The organism is Marinobacterium rhizophilum, assembly GCF_024397915.1.
GTDB lineage: Bacteria > Pseudomonadota > Gammaproteobacteria > Pseudomonadales > Balneatricaceae > Marinobacterium_A > Marinobacterium_A rhizophilum_A.
In genome coordinates, this window is the sequence record NZ_CP073347.1 from 2,351,499 (window position 1) to 2,368,762 (window position 17,264).

The following is a 17,264-nucleotide window of genomic DNA, read 5'->3' on the forward strand; positions in this document are numbered from 1 at the left end:
GAATATCACCGACCGGCCGCCTGTGACTATAATCCCCTACTGCTTTCAGACCCGACCTTAAAACTGCTAACAGGAAGACACGCATGAGCTTCGCTAAAGTGCCTGCCGGCAAAGACCTGCCGAACGATTTGTACGTGATCATCGAGATTCCGGCCGAGAGCTCGCCGGTAAAATACGAAATCGACAAGGATGCCGATGCCATCTTCGTTGACCGTTTCATGGCCGCGCCCATGTTCTACCCGGCCAACTACGGCTACATCAACAACACCCTGGCTGACGACGGCGATGCGCTGGACGTGCTGGTCCTGACGCCGCACCCGGTTGTCACAGGTTCCGTGATTCGCTGCCGTCCGGTCGGCGTGCTGAACATGACCGACGAAGCCGGTGAAGACGCCAAGCTGATCGCCGTGCCCCACGAAAAGCTGAGCCAGGCCTACAACGACGTCAAGGATGTGACCGACCTGCCCAAGCTGCTGCTGGACCAGATCTCCCACTTCTTCGAGAACTACAAAACCCTCGAGAAAGGCAAATGGGTCAAGGTTGAAGGCTGGGCGGATGCCGATGCCGCACGTGCTGCCATCGTTGAGGCCGCTGCCGCTTACGAAGCCGCCAAGTAACCCTTGCGCGCCCCGCCGGGCGGTTTCCAGCCGCCCGGCGCTGTTTTTCCGCGCAGCCTCAAACCCCGCCGAACATCAACGCTCCGATAGCCGCTGCCGCCTCAGCCGTCAGAGCGCACCCAGCTTCAGCTCCCCGCTCTCCACCACGTTGACATAGGGCAAGTAAGCGCCCAGGTCCAGCCGTGCATTCAGCTCGTAATTGACGCTCTCGCGCCTTGTCTGCAACAGGTCGGTCAGCAGTCGAAAACCGCTCAGCAGATCCGCCGTGGCGGTGACACTGAAATCCGCCTCACCGTACGCCGGCACCACTGGCAGGTCGCTGGCAACACCCTTGAGCAGCTTGCGCCCTTCCAGCGACACCTGGTAACTGATGCCCTGCAGACTGATGGCTTCACGGTTGGGGTTGATGATATGCAGCCCGATCAGAAAGCGTGGCGCCATGCCCTCGGACGGCAACGAACGGAACGAGGTCACGGAGACGTCCGGTTTCTCAAAATCAGACTGCACCGCGGCACAGCCGGCCAGCAGCAATACCCACAGCACCAGCAGTGCCCGCTTCAGGATCAGCATTCGTCAAGCCTCCAGGGTTACTTCGACAGCAAGGGCTGCACAGTATCCCAGCCCGCGCCTGAACGCCACCGATACGCGCACGGCCACCAGCCCCCTCAGGCACTCCAGTCGAGGATGACCTTGCCGCTCTGGCCCGACTGCATGGCGGCGAATCCGGCCTCGAAGTCATCGATCCCAAAATGGTGGGTGATCACCGGCGCCAGATTCAGGCCGCTTTGCAGCATCGCCACCATCTTGTACCAGGTTTCGAACATTTCACGACCATAGATACCCCTGATCTCCAGCCCCTTGAATATCACCTGGTTCCAGTCGATCGCCGTGTTTGCGGGCGGTATGCCCAGCAAGGCGACCTTGCCGCCATGGTTCATGCACGCCAGCATGTCGGTGAACGCCGCCGGCACACCGGACATTTCCAGCCCCACATCAAAGCCTTCCAGCATGTGCAGGTCCTGCATCACATCGCTCAGCGACTGGCGCTGTACATTGACCGCCCGGGTGGCGCCCATCTGGGTCGCCAGCCCCAGGCGGTAGTCGTTCACATCGGTAATCACCACGGTACGGGCACCCACATGGCGGGCAATGGCCACCGCCATGATGCCGATGGGGCCGGCACCGGTGATCAGCACATCCTCCCCCACCAGGTTAAAGCTCAGCGCCGTGTGGGTGGCATTGCCGAACGGGTCAAAGATGGCCGCCAGGTCATCGGACACATCCGGCGGAATGCGAAAGGCATTGAAGGCCGGTATCACCAGGTACTCGGCAAAGGCCCCTTCGCGGTTCACGCCGACCCCCACGGAATTGCGGCACAGGTGACGCCGCCCGGCACGACAGTTGCGACAGGCACCGCAGGTGATATGCCCCTCCCCCGATACCCGGTCACCGATCTCGAAGCCGCGCACTTCCTGGCCGATCCTGACAATCTCGCCGACATATTCGTGCCCCACATGCATGGGTACCGGAATCGTCTTTTGCGCCCATTCGTCCCAGTTCCAGATATGCATGTCGGTGCCACAGATGGCCGTCTTGCGGATCTTGATCATGACATCGTTGTGCCCGACCTTGGGCATGCGGGTACGGATCAGGCTGAGCCCGGGAGCGGCCTGCAGCTTGGTCAGCGCCTTCATGACAGCACCCCCAATGCGAGACCCACCCGGGTAAAGGCCCCGATCGCCGCATCGATCTGGGTATCCGTGTGGGCGGCACTCATCTGGGTGCGAATGCGGGCCTTGCCCTTGGGCACCACCGGGAAGCTGAAGCCGATCACGTAAACGCCCTCGTGCAGCAGCGCCTCGGCCATGCGCGCAGCCAGGGCGGCATCCCCCAGCATGACCGGCACGATCGGGTGCCCGGCGCCGGCAAGGGTAAAGCCCGCGGCCTGCAGACCCGCGCGAAAGCGCGCCGTATTGCGCTGCAGCCGGACCCGCAGCGCCCCGCCTTCGGCACTTTCAAGCAGCTGCAGCACCCTGAGTGACGCACTGACAATGCAGGGCGCCAGGCTGTTGGAGAACAGGTAGGGGCGCGACAGCTGGCGCAGTAGCGCCACGATCTCCCGCCGCCCGGAGGTAAAGCCGCCGGAAGCACCGCCCAGCGCCTTGCCCAGGGTGCCGGTAATGATATCCACCCGCCCCTGCACACCGCAGTGCTCAACCGTGCCGCGGCCACCGGCACCGACAAAACCCACCGCGTGGGAATCGTCCACCATGACCTGGGCGCCGTAGCGCTCGGCCAGATCGCAGATGCCACGCAGGTTCGCAATCACGCCATCCATGGAAAAAACGCCATCGGTGGCGATCAGCTTGAAGCGGGCACCGGCGGCATCGGCGGCCTGCAGCTGTGCCTCCAGGTCTGCCATGTCATTGTTGCGATACCGATAACGCCGCGCCTTGCACAGGCGCACACCGTCAATAATGGAGGCATGGTTAAGCGCATCGGAGATAACCGCATCGTCGGCGTCGAGCAGAACTTCGAACAGGCCGCCATTGGCGTCGAAGCAGCTGGAGTACAGGATACTGTCCTCGGTACCCAGAAAGGCCGACAACGCCGATTCCAGCTGTCTGTGCGGCTGCTGGGTGCCGCAGATAAAGCGCACCGACGCCATGCCAAAACCGTGGCGCTCCAGCCCCTGGGCCGCGGCTTCGATCAGGCGGACATCATTGGCCAGGCTCAGATAGTTGTTGGCGCAGAAATTGAGCACCTGCTCGCCGCCGGCCAGCCGGATCAGCGGTGATTGCGCACTGTCGAGCACCCGCTCAGTCTTGAAAAAGCCGTCATCGGTCAGGGTATCCAGCCGCTGCTGCAGCTGTGCCAGAAAAGCGTTGTCCATGCTGTGCTCCCGCTCGGGCAAACTCAGGGATGAGTCTCACTGCCAAAACCATAGCAGCCCGCAACCAACACCACATGGCGGGTGAGCAAGACTGGTCAAAGCGCCCGTTTAACCTTACTCTCAAGCACTGTCCGCCTGCGGTTGAAAAAGGAGTACCCATGGACCTGAACCTGTCGCTCTACCAGACCCGAGTCATCGGTGCGCTGATCGAGAAGGAGATCACCACACCGGATCAATACCCCCTGTCTCTCAATGCCCTTACCCTGGCCTGCAATCAGAAAAGCAACCGCGAGCCCGTGCTGGACCTGGATGAAGGCACGGTGCAGCAAACGCTGGATGAACTGGCCCAGATGCGCCTGATAAAGGAAGAGTCCGGCTTCGGCAGCCGGGTACAGAAATTCAAGCACCGCTTCTGCAATACCGAATTCGGCGAGCTGCAGTTCAGCGAGCAGGAACTGGGCATCCTCTGCGTCATGTTCCTGCGCGGGCCGCAGACTCCGGGAGAGCTGCGCACCCGCACCAACCGGCTGTGCAGCTTTGATGATGTGCTGAAGGTCGAAAAGGTGCTGTACAAGCTGATGACCCGCGACGATGGTCCCTTTATCGTCAAGCTTGCCCGCGAGCCAGGCAAGCGGGAGTCCCGCTATGCCCATCTGTTCAGCGGTGCTATCGAGCCCGGCCAGGTTGCGCCCCCGCCCCTGTCGGAGCCCCGCGCCCTGCGCAGCACCGAAGACAGCGGCCGGATTGAGGAGCTCGAACAGGAGGTCTGCGAACTCAAGGCCCGGGTCGCGGAGCTTGAAGCCATACTGGAAGACCTGACCACCTGAAACCAGAAACCGGCAGACCGCAGCTGCCGGTAATCAACCATTTGGGCTTGGGCTTACCATAGCCACAATTAAAAAGCCGGGAAGGTTTCCCTTTCCGGCTTTTTCAGGTCAATCAGCAGTGACCTTTCTTGTGCTGTCCCGGTGGGCAGAAATGGCCACCGTTGTGATGATGCTTGTGCTTCTTGTGCTTATGGCCGTGGTGATGGTCGTCTTCATAGTAATAGACTTCGCGGCGCTCGTGGCGCGGCTCGGAGTAACTGCCGCGATGGCCATTGGTATTAATGGAAGTACCCACGGCAGCACCCACACCGGCACCGAGAATGGCGCCGTCACGCCCGCCTATTTCAGCCCCCAATGCCCCCCCTACCGCGCCCCCCAGGGCGCCACCTATAGCGGAGTCAACGGTCAGGCTGTTGCCGGCCATTGCCATGGCGGGCAGCAGCGATACAAACACAATGGCAAACAGAGACTTTTTCATAAGTATCTCCTTAAGAGTATCCGGGTTACGCAAAAAGCAGGGCTAAATCGCTGCGAGAAACAGCAATTACTTCAATAATTTAAAACTGTCGCTGGAGCTTTTAGCCGGAGAATCGCTCGGCGAGCATGCAGTTTAAAGTCACGTCATCGTGAAAAGCGCTCATTTAAGTATCACAGCGAACACTCTTTTAAAAAATACGCTGTCCCTTGCATTCCAATAGCGCCCATTTAACAGCAGCGACACTGAACAAAACATGAAGGCGCGCATTCTAAAAGGCGCTGTCAAAACACACCAGACGTCTCGATATACCGACACCCACTCACTGCATATTTAAAACAGGGTTTGCGCTGGCCTGCGCGAGCAACTTGAGCCATGCTGATGGCTCTGTGAGCATGGCTGCGGAACTTGTCGACCCGGACGCCGTCTGTCGAATGCTCGCGAGCGATTTCAGACCAGTCTACCCAGAGGACCTGTGACTCATGCTCAAACTTCACGGCGTTGCACTCAGCAACTACTACAACATCGTCAAGCAGGCCATGCTGGAAAAAGGCATGGCGTTCGAAGAAGTCTTCACGCCGCCGTCGCAGGAAGCCGCCTTCCTGGCCAAGAGCCCAATGGGGAAAATCCCGTGCCTCGAAACCCCCGAGGGCTTTGTGTCCGAATCAATGGCCATTCTGGAATACCTGGAAGAGACCCAGCCAACCCCGGCGCTGCTGCCGGCCGGCGCCTTTGACCGTGCCAAGGTGCGTGAGATCATCAAGTACGCCGAACTCTACCTGGACGCCCCCGCTCGCCGACTGCTGGGCCATGTACTCTTCGGTGCGCCACTGTCACAGGAAGCCCATGAGCAGGTACGCCCCGACATCGAAAAAGGCCTGACCGCGCTGAAACGCCTGACGGGTTTTGAACCCTGGGTCGCGGGAACCGAGTTCGGCCTTGCCGACATAGCCCTGCTGCACGCCCTGGGCCTGGTTATCGCCATCGTCAAGCCCATGTACGACTGGGACCTTCTGGCGGACGAGCCGGAGCTGGCCGCCTGGATGCAGCGTGCCGCTGCCAGGGAACATAGCCAGACGGTTCTGACCGCCCAGCAAAAAGTACGCGAAGCCATGATGAAAAAGAAAGCCTGACACCCCTGGCGTCAACGCAGAAACGCCGGCTCATGAGCCGGCGTTCTGGTTTCTGACTGCGCCTCCTGCCAACCCTGTTCAGGCGGCAGGTGCGCACCGGTTACTCACGAAAACGTGCGCACGCCGACCAGTTATTCATCAGCAGGTAGTAGGTGACACCGGCCGGTATCAGGCTGGCATACCAGGACACCGAGGAAAACCAGAGCGCAACCACGGCACCCACCAGGGACGCCACAATCGCAGCGTAGTTCACGCCACGGTACGGACCCTTCTCGTCATACAGTTTGGAGATATCCAGGCTGCGACGACGCAGGATAAAGTAGTCCACCACCATGACCGCGAAGATCGGCCCCAAAAAGGCGGAATAGGTCTGAACGAAGGCCTGCAGGCCCGCGGATGATTCTTCTTTCACCAGCTCCCAGGGGAAGGTACCGAAAGCCGCCAGCCCCACCAGGATGGTAGCGGTGCGGAATTTCAGCTTGAACACGTCCATCAGGATATAGGTTGGCGGTACCACGTTGTTCAGTACGTTGGTGGTGACCTGGGCAAAGGCGATAAACAGCAGCGTCGTAATCAGCAGCGCCTGGTTATCCACCGCACTGGCGAATACCTGGATCGGATCGGATACGCCGGTGGCACCGGACACCATCAGGCCAATCAACCCCATGAACAGGGTGCAGGGCAAGATGGACATGGCGTAGAGCGTGGTCAAAAGGCCCGGGCCGCTGCCTTTTTTCAGCTCGCGGGAATAGTCACTCACGTTCAGCATCATGGTGCTGTAAATACCCAGGAACAGCATGGTAGCGCCCCAGAATGGCATGCCCCAGGTGCCCTCGATATTCACCAGGTTGGTGGTGATTTCATCGCCGTAGCGATCGATCACGCTATAGAACATGTACATCAGTGACGCCAGGATAAAGACACTGCCAAAGTTTTCCAGCCACTTGATGCCCTGGAAGCCGAGCATTGACAGGGCGATCTGCAACAGCTGGAACACCACGAAGAAAAACACCAGGTTATCAAAGCCAAACAGACTGGCCGAAACCGCATTGATGGCACCGGCCCCTATCCAGCTTTGAAAGCCATACCACACAATGGCGGGCACCGCGCGCACCAGGCCCGGAAAACGGGTTCCGGCAAAGCCAAAGGCGCTGCGCGCCTGCACCATAAAGGGAATGCCGTACTTGTAACCGGCGGCGCCGTTGAACGCCAGCGCGATACCGATAACAAAGCAGCCAATCGCAATGGCCATACAGGCCTGCAACAGGTTGAGCGTACCGACGATGCTCGAGCCCATTGCAAAGGTGCCGATGGAGACACAGCCACCGAACCAGGCCAGCAGGTAGGACAGTCGCCCCATGATGCGGGTTTCCTGGGGCGCCAGTGACTCCTCGCCTGCGGCCTTGGTCTGGACGGGCTCATCCACCTTGGCGGTGCCCGTTAACGCTTGCTGATTTTGCATGATGATTCCTCACACAACGGGTCTTGAGCCCGTATTGTTATTATATTGCTGCCCGGTCGACACGGGGGCATCGCCGAGCTCGACTCTCAATAGCCAGCCCTGAGGCCGGGTTCAGCGTCCCCTGTTCGACAGGTGCTCGAACTGGCCGCTAAAGACCTTGGGACGCGGAAATGCCAGGTCGCCATGCTTGCTGGTGCCCAGCCCCAGACTGACCAGGGATTCCGCCAGTTTCATCGCGGCGGTGACGCCTTCAACTACCGGCAACCCGACTTCCTGGCTGATCTGCTGGCGCAGATCCGCCATGCCACCGCAGCCGAGCACGATGGCACCTATGTTGTCTTCTGCCTTGGCGCGCAGACATTCCTCGATAATCCGGTCCAGTGCGGCATTACCGCTGTCTTCCAGATCCAGCACCGGAATCTCCGCCGCCCGTACCCGCCGGCAGTGGTGAGCAAAACCGTAGGACTGCAGCAGATGCTCGGCGATGATGCCGGTGCGACCCAGGGTCGTCACGATCGAAAAGCGGGTACTGATCAGGGTGGCCATGTGAAAGGCTGCCTCCGCAATACCGATCACCGGCGCCCGGGTCAGCTCCCGCGCAGCGAGCAGGCCTGGGTCACCGAAGCAGGCGATGATGTAAGCATCGGCCTGCTCAAGTTCGCCGGCACGCACCTCTTCCAGCACACCGACTGCACTGATGGCCTCGTCGAAGTGACTCTCGATGGACACAGGACCACTGCGCGGGTTGGTTGCAACCACCCGGGTACCGGGTGCAGCTATGTGCTGCGCAGCCTCGCCGATCTTCTCGGTCATGCTCGCTGTTGTATTTGGATTTATTACGCGAATCTGCATCGTCACTCCCTGGGTTGGTTAGGACACAGGTACCGTTTTACTGAAGAACAATTGAGTTCGCAAGACAAATAACATTATTGTTAACAATTATGTTTTGGGCCAAAAAGTCCCGGTAGCCCGTCAGAATCACCCATCTCCCGGCGATTTCGGCCTGGTTAAAGCGTTCAACTTCATCAAGATAGGCGCGAGAATAGCGCCCAGGAACGGCCTCGAAAACGCGGCGCAACAGGACGTCTGCATGAAACCACCGCATAAAAACCCGCACATTCAGTGAAAACTTTTCTCGCAGATCGCCGTAAGGTCAGATTCCGTGACGCCCCGGGACCCCGGCCTTCGTGCATTGCTCGCCCAGAGCGCACCGGATCTACTGATCACCTATGCTGTATTAAAGGCAAAGGTGCCCTGCCGGGATCACAAGGGCAGGGCCCAGCAACTTAACCCCTGAAAACCGGAGGCGTGCGCCATGTTTCTTAAACAAAAATCCAACGGTCACATGGTGGAGGTTCTTGCCCTGGAGGGCCTGTTCAACCCCTTCAGCCCGGCGATTTCCGGGCGTTACAATCATGGCGAGGAAGCCCAGGATCCCGAGGAGTTTTCCAAGGACGACCTTGTTTTCCTGTCCGGTGAAGCCCTGCCACGCTGCTGGACCGATTCCCATTACCGCGACGACGAACTCAAGCGCTAGGACGGCGCAAATTTCCTTGCCCCGCACTTGCACAAAAGCTACCGTCTGAGCACGACCGCCGGCCAAAGACGCCCTGGCGAACAGCACCGGGCGGTGCAGACAGCAACGAAACTGGAACAGGAGAAACCGATGGGCCTGGGTACATTATTGAAAAAGGTGTTCGGTGCAGGTGACGGCACCCAGGGCAACCAGGCACAGAGCCTCGGCGAGCCCATTGAATACAAGGGCTATCAGATCTTTCTGCAGCCCCGCGCCCTGGGTGGCCAGTTTGGCGTCGGCGGCCTGATTCGCAAGACGACAGCGGACGGAGAAACCCGCGAGCACGTTTTTATCCGTGCAGACCAGGCACCAAGTCGAGACCTGTGCAACGAAATCACCCTGCAAAAAGCCCGCAATGCCATCGACACCCTGGGCGACAGCCTGTTCCCGGATAACTGAGCCGCTGCCTGCGCAGCAAGCCACAGCCCGTATCGAGGCCGCACCTGCTGCAGCTGAGCAGCAGGTCACCGGGCACCTAATTATTCAATCAGAGAATAACCTTATTGCTTAATTGAATATGCGCTAGACTGGCCCTCCCTGTCAGCAAAGCACGTGGATTGGCATGCAGCGTTACCTCCCCTTCCTGCAGTGGCTGCCCGGTTATCGCCGCGCAGACCTAGCGGCCGACCTGCTGGCCGCGGTCATCGTTACCGTCATGCTGATACCGCAATCCCTGGCCTACGCGCTGCTGGCAGGCTTGCCAGCCGAGGCGGGACTCTATGCCAGCATACTGCCACTGATCGCCTACGGGCTCTTTGGGTCCAGCCGGACCCTGGCCGTAGGGCCGGTGGCCGTCGTCTCGCTGATGACCGCTGCCGTCGTGGGGCAGATCGCCGTGCAGGGCAGCATGGGCTACATCAACGCGGCCATAGCACTGGCACTGATCAGCGGCCTGATGCTGCTGGGCATGGGGCTGCTGCGGCTGGGATTCGTCGCCAACTTTCTAAGCCACCCGGTCATGTCCGGCTTTGTATCCGCATCCGGACTGATCATCGCCGCCAGCCAGCTCAAGCACCTGCTGGGCGTTGAGGCTTCAGGCGACACCCTTTTGCAACTGGCACAGGAACTGTGGCAGAGCCGCCACAACATTCATGCACTTAGCCTGGCGCTCGGCGGCAGTTGCATGATCTTTCTGCTGCTGATACGCCGCTACCTGAAGTCCAGCCTGATCAGCCTCGGCTGCGCCCCCAGGCTGGCCGACCTGGTCGCCAGGGCTGGCCCCATACTGGCCGTGATCGGCACCACCAGCCTCACGGCCTGGTTCAACCTCGATGCCCAGGGACTGCGTATCCTGGGTGCCGTGCCTGCTGGCCTGCCCGCCCTGACCGCGCCCCGGATATCGCTCGCACTGCTGGAACAGCTCTGGCTGCCGGCGCTGCTGATCAGTACCATCGGCTTTGTCGAATCGGTTTCGGTGGCCCAGACACTGGCGGCCAAGCGCCGCCAGCGCATCGACCCGGACCAGGAACTCATTGGCCTTGGCGCCAGCAATATCGCCTCGTCACTGTCCGGCGGCTTCCCGGTAACAGGGGGCTTCTCGCGCTCGGTCGTCAATTTCGATGCCGGCGCCGCCACCCCCGCCGCTGGTGCCTTTACCGCGATCGGGATAGCGCTGGCAACCCTGTTCCTGACACCGCTGATTTTTTTCCTGCCGCTGACCGTTCTGGCCGCTACCATCATGGTCGCGGTGCTGAGCCTGGTGGACCTGGCTGCCATCGGGCGCACCTGGCGCTACTCGCGCCACGACGGCCTGGCACTGCTGGCCACCCTCCTCGCGACCCTGCTGGCCGGCGTCACCTCCGGGGTGCTGATCGGCGTGGCGCTGTCGTTACTGCTCTACCTGCACCGTACCAGCCGTCCCCACAGCGCCATTGTCGGCCGGGTTCCCGGCACCGAACACTTTCGAAATACGGAACGTCACGCGGTGGAAACGGACCCTGCGCTCTGCATACTGCGCATCGACGAGGGGCTCTATTTCGCCAACACCCGCTTTCTGGAGGATCGCGTCTATGCCCAGATGGCAACACAGCAACGGCTGCAGCACCTGATTCTGATGTGCCCGGCGGTCAATCATATCGATGCCTCGGCGCTGGAAGCCCTGGAGGCCATCAACGCCCGCCTGCAGGACGCCGGCATCCAGCTGCACCTGTGCGAAGTCAAGGGGCCCGTGATGGATGCACTGCGCAACAGTGATCTGCTGCAGCACCTGAGCGGGCGGGTATTCCTAAGCACTTTCCAGGCCTGGCAAGCACTTGGCGGCACCAGGGCCGACGGAGCCTGAAGATAAGCCCGTCTAGCCGGCCACCTCGTCACCCGAGGGTTCGTGCTGCTTCTGCTGTTGCTGCTGAATATGCCAGAGGTGCGCATAGCTGCCGTTTTGCGCCAGCAGTGCATGATGACTGCCCTGCTCGACAATACGCCCTTCCTGCATCACCACAATATGGTCCGCATCAACGATGGTGGACAGCCGGTGGGCGATCACCAGGCTGGTCTGACCCCGGGATACCTCACGGATAGCCTGCAGAATACTGCGCTCCGAGCGGCTGTCCAGGGATGAGGTGGCCTCATCGAATACCAGGATGGGCGGACGTTTGAGGATCGTGCGAGCAATCGCCACACGCTGCTTCTCCCCACCGCTGAGCTTGAGCCCGCGCTCCCCGACGAGAGTGTCACGACCGTTCGGCAGGCGGGCGATAAAGCCATCCAGGTGCGCCAGGCGAATCGCTTCGTCAATCTCCGCCTCGCTGGCTTCAATGCGGCCATAGCGGATATTTTCGTAGATCGAGGCATTAAACAGCACCGTATCCTGGGGAACGATGCCGATGGCGCGACGCAGGGACTCCTGACTGACCGAGCGGATATCCTGGCCATCGATCAGCACCGCACCTGCCCCCACGTCATAAAACCGGAACAGCAGCTTGACCAGGGTCGACTTGCCGGAACCGCTGGCGCCCACCACCGCGACCTTCTGCCGCGGCCGCACCCGCAGGTTGATGCCATCGAGAATCCGGCGCTCAGGTCCATAGCCAAAATCCACCCCACGAAACTCGATCTCGCCCCGGCTGATGTGCAGCTCCCGGGCTTGCTCGGCATCCTGAATGGCCGGGGCACGGCGCATCAGGGCAAACATGCGCTCGATGTTGGCCAGGGACCCCTTCATTTCCCGATACACGAAACCGAGAAAATTCAGCGGCATAAACAGCTGCATCATAAAGGCATTGATCAGTACGAAGTCACCCAGCGTCATGCTGCCGGCCACCACATTGCGCCCTGCCAGCACCATCATGGCGGTCATCGCCAGGCCAATGATCAGGGCCTGACCGCCATTGAGCGCAAAGAGTGTCAGCCGGTTCTTGCGCCGCGCGACCTCCCACTCCTCCAGGTCGCTGTCGTAGCGTCCAGCCTCGTAGCGCTCGTTGGTGAAGTATTTTACCGTCTCGTAATTCAGCAGGCTGTCCACCGCACGGGAGTTGCTCTGTGAGTCCGCCTTGTTCGCGGCCCGTACGTAGCCGGTGCGCCAGTCCGTGGCCACCACCGAATAGGCCACATAGAGCACCACGGCCAGCAGCGTGATCAGGGCAAACCAGGCCGAGTAGTTGGCCAGCAGCAGGCCGATGACCAGGGCGATTTCCAGCAGCGTCGGCACAATGTTGAAGACCATGAAGCGCATCAGGAAACTGACGCCCGACACACCGCGCTCGATATCCCGCGACAGGCCGCCGGTGCTGCGATTGAGGTGAAAATCCAGCTCCAGCGCATGCAGATGATTGAAGACCGCAAGACCGATACGGCGCATGGCCCGTTCGGTCACACGGCCAAACAGCGTGTCGCGTATCTCGCCAAACAGCACATTGATAAAGCGCACGGAACCGTAGGCCAGCAACAGGCCCAGCGGCAACGCCACCGGAGCGCCGGCGCCGGCATCCATGGCATCGACGATATGCTTGAGAATAAAGGGCATGCCGACACTGGCAAGCTTGGCCGCCACCAGACAGCCCAGCGCCAGCAGAATGCGGCTGCGGTATTCGAGCAGATACGGAATCAGCGCCCGCAGGGTCTGCAGGTTGATGGTGGAATCGTCCGCCTCCGGATGGTACGAGCGATGCTTCATGGCGCGGCCCTGGCTGATAAATGGAAAACCCAAAGGCAGCTACTATACCGCCCGCAGAGTCAGACTTCAGGGTTGTTCTGCGGGGAATGCCAGCCAAGGCTCTGACCGATGACATTTTCAAGCAGTGCAATCTCGCGCGACAGCTCCCGGGACAGGTTTATCATCATCAGGCCAAAGTCCGCCGCAAACTGCGTATGCAGATCAAAGAACAGCGCACTGCCAACCTCCAGCACCAGGGTATCCTCCCCCGCCACCGCGGTACCGGAACGGGGGTGCAGGCCGATCATGGCGTCGAACCCCAGCAACTCGCCGCGGCCGAAGTGTCGCGTCAGCACATCCTGCCCTTCGGCCTGTTTGTAGAACCGCAGATCGCCTTGCAAAATGACGTAAAACGCATCCGCCGGCTCGCCCGCCCGGTACAGCAGGTCGCCCCGGTGCAGCTGCAGCAGGCGCCCACCGCAGAGCAGAAAGAGCACGGCAGCCTCGGACAGGGCGCCAAAGGTTGAGAGTTCGTGAAAATAGGATCGACCCAGCCATTCCATGACAACATCGACATCCAGGGTTTTCATCCGCCTTCTCCTGCGTGGATTCAGCGCTGCAATAGCTGAGCGACTACCTTCAATATAGTCGCCCTGCAGGGTCTGCCATCAGGCCGCTGGCGTGCGCAGCCGTGCGGCAGTGAGGGTATTGCGCAGCAGGCACGCCACCGTCATGGGGCCAATGCCACCTGGCACTGGCGTCAGCGCACCCGCGACCCGGCTGGCTCCGGCGAAGTCCACATCGCCCACCAGGCGGGAGCCGCCTGCGCCATCACCCACCCGGTTAATGCCCACATCCAGCACGGTCGCACCGGGCTTGATATGATCGGCCCCGATCATGCCGGGGCGACCTACCGCCACCACCAGGATATCAGCCTGGCGACACTCCTGTGCCAGGTTACGGCTGCGCGAATGCACCGTCGTCACCGTGCAATGGGCATTGAGCAACAGCTGGCCCATGGGCTTGCCGACAATATTGGATCGTCCCACCACCACGGCCTTCCTGCCCGCAAGACCCCCCAGGCGATCCTGCAACAACAGCAGGCAGCCCAGCGGCGTGCAGGGCACCAGAGACGGCTGACCGGCACTCAGGCGGCCAACATTCACCGGGTGAAACCCGTCCACGTCCTTGGCCGGGTCTATCGCCTCGATCACCGCCGACTCGTCGAGTCCCGCCGGCAGCGGCAGCTGCACCAGAATGCCGTCAACAGCGTCGTCTGCGTTGAGCGACGCTATCAGCGCCAGCAGCTGTGCCTGGCTGGTATCCGCATCCAGCAGGTGCGGGAAGGAGGCAATGCCAGCCTCGGCGGCCTGGCGTACCTTGGTACGCACATACACCTGGCTGGCGGCATCGTTACCCACCAGCACGACCGCAAGCCCGGGCTGACGACCGCAACTGGCGGCAAATTGCTGGGCGCCATGCTTGACTTCAGCCCGCACTCGGGCGGCAAAGGCCTTGCCGTCGATCAGGGCGGCCACCGGCAGGTTCGGCTGCCGGGGCTGTGCGAGTTCACTCATCTGGATTTCCCTTGTTCTGCAGGCGGCCACTGGCCATCGAAGGCACGGAGTCGCCTGACTTGCATGCTTAAAAAACGACGGTACGCAGGCCGTTCTGAAATACCCGGCGGCGCACATGATACTTCACGGCGCGGGCCAGCGTCTGGGCCTCCATGTCACGACCGACCTGGGTCAGGTGCTGCGGATCATGGCCGTGATCAACCCGTTCCACCATCTGCTCGATAATCGGACCCTCGTCCAGATCTCCGGTCACATAATGAGCCGTGGCACCGATCAGTTTCACCCCGCGCTCGTAGGCCTGGTAATAGGGCTTGGCCCCCTTGAAGCCCGGCAGGAAGGAGTGGTGAATATTGATGCAACGCCCGGCCAGTGCCGTGCACAGGGTGTCCGTCAGTACCTGCATGTAACGCGCCAGTACCACCAGCTCGCTGGCGGTATCGTCGATCAGCCGCAGCAAGGTCGCTTCCTGCTCGGCCTTGTTGGCCTTGGTTACCGGCAGATGCACGAACGGAATCCCCTCGCGCTCGGCCATGTAACGCAGATCCTCATGGTTGGACACCACCGCTGTTATCTCGATATTCAGCTCGCCGGTGGCACGGCGGTACAGCAGGTCCCGCAGGCAGTGGTCATACTTGGAAACCATGATCAGCACCTTCGCAGGCTCGGTGGCATCGTGGATCTCCCACTCCATGTCAAAGCGCAGCGCCGTGACCTCGAATGCCGCCTTGATCTGCGCCACGCTGGGCTTGTGGTTGCCCTCAAAAACGAACTCGATGGTCGAAAAGAAGCGCCCGGTGCTGAGGTCGTCGTACTGGTGCAATTCCTTGATAAAACAGCCACGATCCGCCATGAAGTTGCCGATGGCAGCAACAATTCCGACACGACCGGGGCAGGACACCCGGAGGATATAAGCGGGTTTGTCTTTCATTACAGTTCTCATTCTCTTGCAGTACGTTAAAGCGCAGCATCCGACGGAAGCGGCAAATCAGGCCGGCAATCCAGCCCCAAGGCGCCCCAGGCTTCATCACGATGCCGCCTGAGGCAGCCACAGTGCGGTATTGCAGCACCGTTCCATGCTGGAAGACAGCCCTCAGGCGCACCTATCTTACCAGTCTCACCCTATCAGGGGTGAGCAGGAGCGACACCGCACCCACACAAGCGCACAAAACACTCGCCAGGGCATCTTGCCAACACCAAGGCGGCACAACCCCCCACCTGCTCGCGATCGCGATGAAACCCAAGCCCGACGACTGGCTGCATTGCCGTGAAACAACGACGAAGGGCCGGAATCTTTCGGCTCCAGCCCTCTCTCTAAATTTGCTAGCAGGGACAAGATTCGCCCCCGTGACCTTCCTGCACTTATAGAAAGCGAGCCCGACGGCTTTTACTCTTTCACAAGCTACAAATAACGAAAAAGGCCTGAGATCTTACGATCTTCAGGCCTTTTTCAAGACAGAAAACATTTAATTATCTGACTTTTTAATATGGTAGCGGAGACAGAATTTGAATCTGTGACCTTCGCTGCAGTTATAAAGAGCGAGCCCGACGGCTTTTGCTCCTACACAAGTTGAAAATAACGAAAAAGGCCCGAAGCTTTTACACTTCGGGCCTTTCTCTAAATATGGTAGCGGGGACAGGATTTGAACCTATGACCTTCGGGTTATGAGCCCGACGAGCTACCAGACTGCTCCACCCCGCATCAACGTGGGGCGTATACTACAGAAGACCGCCCCACCGCACAACCCCCCTGGCCGCGTTTCTGCATACCAATTCCCTGCACGCCCAACAATGCACACCCGCCACCTCTCAGCATCAGGCCTTTCTCCAAGCATGCTAGCGGAGACAGGCTTTGAACCTGTGACCTTCGCTGCAGTTGTGAAGAGCGAGCCCGACGGCTTTTGCTCCTACACAAGCTGAAAATAACGAAAAAGGCCCGAAGCTTTTACACTTCGGGCCTTTCTCTAAATATAGTAGCGGGGACAGGCTTTGAACCTGTGACCTTCGCTGCACTTATAAAGAGCGAGCCCGACGGCTTTTGCTCCTACACAAGCTGAAAATAACGAAAAAGGCCCGAAGCTTTTACACTTCGGGCCTTTCTCTAAATATGGTAGCGGAGACAGGCTTTGAACCTGTGACCTTCGCTGCACTTATAAAGAGCGAGCCCGACGCATTTTTACCTAATCCAGCCCGTAAGACCTCATAACGCAATACTGCCTAACGAAAAAAGCCTGTCACTTTTCAGTAACAGGCTTTCCTCTTAAATAGAGGTAGCGGGGACAGGCTTTGAACCTGTGACCTTCGCTGCACTTATAAAGAGCGAGCCCGACGGCTTTTGCTCTTTCACAAGCTACAAATAACGAAAAAGGCCTGAGATCTTTCGATCTTCAGGCCTTTTTCAAGACAGAAAACATTTAATTATCTGACTTTTTAATATGGTAGCGGGGACAGGATTTGAACCTATGACCTTCGGGTTATGAGCCCGACGAGCTACCAGACTGCTCCACCCCGCATCAACGTGGGGCGTATATTATAGAGTGCTGCAGCACAGCACAACCCCCTTTAGCATTTTATTTTATAAATCAGCATATTAGTGCACCTGCGACAGCGCTGTATC

The 17,264-nt window shown here is 59.9% G+C and carries 16 protein-coding genes and 2 tRNA genes; 6 read left to right on the forward strand and 12 right to left on the reverse strand.

The window, feature by feature from the left end; all coding sequences use genetic code 11:
- Nucleotides 1-83: 83 nt before the first annotated feature.
- The gene (gene ppa, locus KDW95_RS10615; RefSeq protein ID WP_255856242.1) at nucleotides 84-617 is read left to right on the forward strand and encodes an inorganic diphosphatase; all 534 of its coding nucleotides are present in this window, start codon (nucleotides 84-86) and stop codon (nucleotides 615-617) included.
- Between the two features lie 108 nt (nucleotides 618-725).
- Here ppa and KDW95_RS10620 read toward each other — a convergent pair whose 3' ends face one another.
- The 3 genes from KDW95_RS10620 to KDW95_RS10630 form a co-directional block, all read right to left on the reverse strand.
- Nucleotides 726-1,187, reverse strand: coding sequence for an LEA type 2 family protein (locus tag KDW95_RS10620; protein ID WP_255856243.1), 462 nt, complete (start codon nucleotides 1,185-1,187; stop codon nucleotides 726-728).
- A 95-nt stretch (nucleotides 1,188-1,282) separates the two neighbouring features.
- Nucleotides 1,283-2,311 carry an L-threonine 3-dehydrogenase gene (tdh, locus tag KDW95_RS10625; RefSeq protein ID WP_255856244.1) on the reverse strand — a complete coding sequence of 343 codons (1,029 nt, stop codon included), beginning with the start codon at nucleotides 2,309-2,311 and terminating at the stop codon, nucleotides 1,283-1,285.
- On the reverse strand, nucleotides 2,308-3,510 hold the full coding sequence (locus KDW95_RS10630; RefSeq protein ID WP_255856245.1) for a glycine C-acetyltransferase: 1,203 nt from the start codon (nucleotides 3,508-3,510) through the stop codon (nucleotides 2,308-2,310). Before KDW95_RS10630 ends, tdh begins: the two co-directional genes overlap by 4 nt.
- 158 nt (nucleotides 3,511-3,668) lie before the next feature.
- On the opposite strand from KDW95_RS10630, the gene KDW95_RS10635 reads away from it, so the two are divergent.
- A complete protein-coding gene (locus tag KDW95_RS10635; protein WP_255856246.1) occupies nucleotides 3,669-4,337 on the forward strand; it encodes a YceH family protein in 669 nt (222 codons plus the stop codon).
- A gap of 112 nt (nucleotides 4,338-4,449) precedes the next feature.
- Here the strand turns inward: KDW95_RS10635 and KDW95_RS10640 are convergent, their stop codons facing one another.
- Nucleotides 4,450-4,815: a hypothetical protein gene (locus KDW95_RS10640; protein WP_255856247.1), complete on the reverse strand. Its 366-nt coding sequence runs from the start codon at nucleotides 4,813-4,815 to the stop codon at nucleotides 4,450-4,452.
- Nucleotides 4,816-5,294: 479 nt separating this feature from the next.
- Between KDW95_RS10640 and KDW95_RS10645 the strand changes: the two genes are divergently transcribed.
- Entirely contained in the window at nucleotides 5,295-5,945 is a 651-nt protein-coding gene (locus tag KDW95_RS10645) for a glutathione S-transferase family protein (RefSeq protein WP_255856248.1), read from the forward strand.
- 100 nt (nucleotides 5,946-6,045) lie between these two features.
- Here KDW95_RS10645 and KDW95_RS10650 read toward each other — a convergent pair whose 3' ends face one another.
- Together KDW95_RS10650 and KDW95_RS10655 are read right to left on the reverse strand one after the other, a co-directional pair.
- Nucleotides 6,046-7,407 carry an NCS1 family transporter gene (locus KDW95_RS10650; protein WP_255856249.1) on the reverse strand — a complete coding sequence of 454 codons (1,362 nt, stop codon included), beginning with the start codon at nucleotides 7,405-7,407 and terminating at the stop codon, nucleotides 6,046-6,048.
- A 111-nt stretch (nucleotides 7,408-7,518) separates the two neighbouring features.
- Complete coding sequence (locus KDW95_RS10655) at nucleotides 7,519-8,259, reverse strand: aspartate/glutamate racemase family protein (RefSeq protein ID WP_255856250.1); 741 nt, start codon at nucleotides 8,257-8,259, stop codon at nucleotides 7,519-7,521.
- Nucleotides 8,260-8,722: 463 nt separating this feature from the next.
- On the opposite strand from KDW95_RS10655, the gene KDW95_RS10660 reads away from it, so the two are divergent.
- The 3 genes from KDW95_RS10660 (at nucleotide 8,723) to KDW95_RS10670 (ending at nucleotide 11,264) form a co-directional block, all read left to right on the forward strand.
- Nucleotides 8,723-8,944, forward strand: coding sequence for an acetyltransferase (locus KDW95_RS10660; protein WP_255856251.1), 222 nt, complete (start codon nucleotides 8,723-8,725; stop codon nucleotides 8,942-8,944).
- A 129-nt stretch (nucleotides 8,945-9,073) separates the two neighbouring features.
- Nucleotides 9,074-9,382: an HlyU family transcriptional regulator gene (locus KDW95_RS10665; protein WP_255856252.1), complete on the forward strand. Its 309-nt coding sequence runs from the start codon at nucleotides 9,074-9,076 to the stop codon at nucleotides 9,380-9,382.
- A gap of 163 nt (nucleotides 9,383-9,545) precedes the next feature.
- Nucleotides 9,546-11,264, forward strand: coding sequence for a SulP family inorganic anion transporter (locus KDW95_RS10670; protein ID WP_255856253.1), 1,719 nt, complete (start codon nucleotides 9,546-9,548; stop codon nucleotides 11,262-11,264).
- Between the two features lie 12 nt (nucleotides 11,265-11,276).
- Here KDW95_RS10670 and KDW95_RS10675 read toward each other — a convergent pair whose 3' ends face one another.
- The 6 genes from KDW95_RS10675 to KDW95_RS10700 form a co-directional block, all read right to left on the reverse strand.
- The gene (locus KDW95_RS10675) at nucleotides 11,277-13,094 is read right to left on the reverse strand and encodes an ABCB family ABC transporter ATP-binding protein/permease (protein WP_255856254.1); all 1,818 of its coding nucleotides are present in this window, start codon (nucleotides 13,092-13,094) and stop codon (nucleotides 11,277-11,279) included.
- Nucleotides 13,095-13,153: 59 nt separating this feature from the next.
- On the reverse strand, nucleotides 13,154-13,663 hold the full coding sequence (locus tag KDW95_RS10680) for a Crp/Fnr family transcriptional regulator (RefSeq protein ID WP_255856255.1): 510 nt from the start codon (nucleotides 13,661-13,663) through the stop codon (nucleotides 13,154-13,156).
- A gap of 78 nt (nucleotides 13,664-13,741) precedes the next feature.
- Nucleotides 13,742-14,650 (reverse strand): bifunctional methylenetetrahydrofolate dehydrogenase/methenyltetrahydrofolate cyclohydrolase FolD, encoded by a 909-nt coding sequence (folD, locus tag KDW95_RS10685; protein ID WP_255856256.1) that lies wholly within the window; start codon nucleotides 14,648-14,650, stop codon nucleotides 13,742-13,744.
- 67 nt (nucleotides 14,651-14,717) lie between these two features.
- Nucleotides 14,718-15,578 (reverse strand): formyltetrahydrofolate deformylase, encoded by an 861-nt coding sequence (gene purU / locus KDW95_RS10690; protein ID WP_255856257.1) that lies wholly within the window; start codon nucleotides 15,576-15,578, stop codon nucleotides 14,718-14,720.
- Between the two features lie 694 nt (nucleotides 15,579-16,272).
- Nucleotides 16,273-16,349, reverse strand: a tRNA-Met gene (locus KDW95_RS10695).
- A 734-nt stretch (nucleotides 16,350-17,083) separates the two neighbouring features.
- A tRNA-Met gene (locus tag KDW95_RS10700) sits at nucleotides 17,084-17,160 on the reverse strand.
- Between the last annotated feature and the right edge of the window lie 104 nt (nucleotides 17,161-17,264).

Excerpts from the sequence above, each read along its gene's own strand:
- KDW95_RS10650 (WP_255856249.1), bottom strand. The coding sequence starts at position 7,407 with ATGCAAAATCAGCAAGCGTTAACGGGCACCGCCAAGGTGGATGAGCCC.
- KDW95_RS10620 (WP_255856243.1), bottom strand. The coding sequence starts at position 1,187 with ATGCTGATCCTGAAGCGGGCACTGCTGGTGCTGTGGGTATTGCTGCTG.
- KDW95_RS10680 (WP_255856255.1), bottom strand. The coding sequence starts at position 13,663 with ATGAAAACCCTGGATGTCGATGTTGTCATGGAATGGCTGGGTCGATCC.
- KDW95_RS10675 (WP_255856254.1), bottom strand. The coding sequence starts at position 13,094 with ATGAAGCATCGCTCGTACCATCCGGAGGCGGACGATTCCACCATCAAC.
- KDW95_RS10635 (WP_255856246.1), top strand. The coding sequence starts at position 3,669 with ATGGACCTGAACCTGTCGCTCTACCAGACCCGAGTCATCGGTGCGCTG.
- KDW95_RS10670 (WP_255856253.1), top strand. The coding sequence starts at position 9,546 with ATGCAGCGTTACCTCCCCTTCCTGCAGTGGCTGCCCGGTTATCGCCGC.
- tdh (WP_255856244.1), bottom strand. The coding sequence starts at position 2,311 with ATGAAGGCGCTGACCAAGCTGCAGGCCGCTCCCGGGCTCAGCCTGATC.
- KDW95_RS10645 (WP_255856248.1), top strand. The coding sequence starts at position 5,295 with ATGCTCAAACTTCACGGCGTTGCACTCAGCAACTACTACAACATCGTC.
- folD (WP_255856256.1), bottom strand. The coding sequence starts at position 14,650 with ATGAGTGAACTCGCACAGCCCCGGCAGCCGAACCTGCCGGTGGCCGCC.
- KDW95_RS10655 (WP_255856250.1), bottom strand. The coding sequence starts at position 8,259 with ATGCAGATTCGCGTAATAAATCCAAATACAACAGCGAGCATGACCGAG.
- KDW95_RS10665 (WP_255856252.1), top strand. The coding sequence starts at position 9,074 with ATGGGCCTGGGTACATTATTGAAAAAGGTGTTCGGTGCAGGTGACGGC.
- KDW95_RS10630 (WP_255856245.1), bottom strand. The coding sequence starts at position 3,510 with ATGGACAACGCTTTTCTGGCACAGCTGCAGCAGCGGCTGGATACCCTG.
- purU (WP_255856257.1), bottom strand. The coding sequence starts at position 15,578 with ATGAAAGACAAACCCGCTTATATCCTCCGGGTGTCCTGCCCCGGTCGT.
- KDW95_RS10640 (WP_255856247.1), bottom strand. The coding sequence starts at position 4,815 with ATGAAAAAGTCTCTGTTTGCCATTGTGTTTGTATCGCTGCTGCCCGCC.
- KDW95_RS10660 (WP_255856251.1), top strand. The coding sequence starts at position 8,723 with ATGTTTCTTAAACAAAAATCCAACGGTCACATGGTGGAGGTTCTTGCC.
- ppa (WP_255856242.1), top strand. The coding sequence starts at position 84 with ATGAGCTTCGCTAAAGTGCCTGCCGGCAAAGACCTGCCGAACGATTTG.